Raw genomic sequence first — 1,728 nt, forward strand, 5'->3', positions numbered from 1 at the left:
CCCGGCCGAGGAACGCCTGCTTGCGCTCCATCTTCCCCTGCCAGCGGGACATCGCGTAGAACGTCGAGCGGGCCAGCTTGCGCGAGGCGCGCTCCACCTGCCGCAGGTGCCCGGCGAGCGGGCCGAACTCGGCGTACGCCGACGGGCGCTGTCCCCTGCCGACGGCGAGGGTGGGCAGCCACTTCGCGTAGAAGGCGCCGGCCCGCGCCCCGGCCTTCGCCTTGCGGCCGAGCCCGGCGTCCGGGTCGATGATGTCGCCGGCGACCGACAGGTGCGCGTCGACCGCCTCCCGCGCGATGAGCAGGTGCATGATCTCCGTGGAGCCCTCGAAGATGCGGTTGATCCGCAGGTCGCGCAGCATCTGCTCGACGGCGGCCGGCCGCTCGCCCCGGGCGGCGAGCGAGTCGGCCGTCTCGTAGCCGCGGCCGCCCCGGATCTGCACCAGCTCGTCGGCGATCTTCCAGGCCATCTCGCTGGCGTAGAGCTTGACCAGCGCCGCCTCGATCCGGATGTCGTTGCGGTCGTCGTCGGCGAGCAGGCAGCAGAGGTCCAGCATGGTCTCCATGCCGTACGTCGTCGCGGCGATGAAGGAGAGCTTCTGGGCCACCGCCTCGTGCTCGCCCACGGGCCGCCCCCACTGCACCCGGTCGACGGCCCACTCCCGGGCCACGTTCAACGCCCACTTGCCGGCGCCGACGCACATGGCCGGCAGCGACAGCCGCCCGGTGTTCAGGGTGGTCAGCGCGATCTTGAGGCCCTTGCCCTCGCCGCCGATGACGTTCTCCTTCGGGACGAAGACGTCGTGGAAGCGGGTCAGGCTGTTCTCCAGGCCCCGCAGGCCGATGAAGGCGTTGCGCCGTTCGACGGTGATGCCCTCGGTGTCGCCCTCGACGACGAAGGCGGTGATCCCGCCGCGCCGCCCCTCGGCGGCGGGCACCCGGGCCATCACCACGAGCAGGGTGGCGACGGTGCCGTTGGTGGCCCACAGCTTCACGCCGTTGAGCCGGTAGCCGGTGCCGTCGGGCGTGGGCTCGGCGGTGGTGGCCAGCCGGGCCGGATCGGAGCCGACGTCCGGTTCGGTGAGCAGGAACCCGGAGACCTCACCGGCGGCGAGCCGGGGCAGGAAGCGCTGCTTCTGCTCGGCGGTGCCGAACATCTTCAACGGCTGGGGCACCCCGATGGACTGGTGCGCCGAGAGCAGCGCGCCGATCGCCGGGCTGACCGAGCCGGCCAGCATGAGCGCCCGGCAGTAGTGCAGGTTGCTGAGCCCGAGCCCGCCGTACGACCGGTCGATCTTCATGCCGAACGCGCCGAGCCGGGCCAGGCCCTGGAACACCTCGTCCGGAATGGACGCGTCCCGCTCGATCGCGGCACCGTCCACCTCGGAGACGAGGAACTCGCGGAACCGGCCGAGGAACTCGTCGGCGCGGGCGACGTCCGCCGGGTCGGCGCGCGGCCAGGGGTCGATCAGGTCGAGCCGGAACCGGCCGAGGAAGAGCTCCTTGCCGAAGCTGGGACGGTCCCAGGAGGACTCCCGGGCCGCCTCGGCGACCTGGCGGGCCTCCTTCTCGGAGACCTGACCGGCCTCCGTCGGCAGGGGCCCGGCCGCGCCGGCCGGCGGCGGGCCGTCGGCGGCGGTCGGCGGGCCGTCGGCGGCGGTCGGCGGGCCGTCGGCGGCGGTCGGCGGGCCGTCGGCGGCGGTCGGCGGGCCGTCGGCGGCGGTCGGCG

1 protein-coding gene is annotated in these 1,728 nt (G+C 74.1%); it reads right to left on the reverse strand.

The window, feature by feature from the left end; all coding sequences use genetic code 11:
- Window positions 1–1,728, reverse strand: a 1,728-nt coding sequence (locus ACSNN9_RS28415; protein ID WP_436676381.1) for an acyl-CoA dehydrogenase family protein, incomplete at both ends; no start/stop codon positions are given.

Source organism: Micromonospora sp. URMC 107, from assembly GCF_051386315.1.
Taxonomy (GTDB): Bacteria; Actinomycetota; Actinomycetes; order Mycobacteriales; family Micromonosporaceae; genus Micromonospora.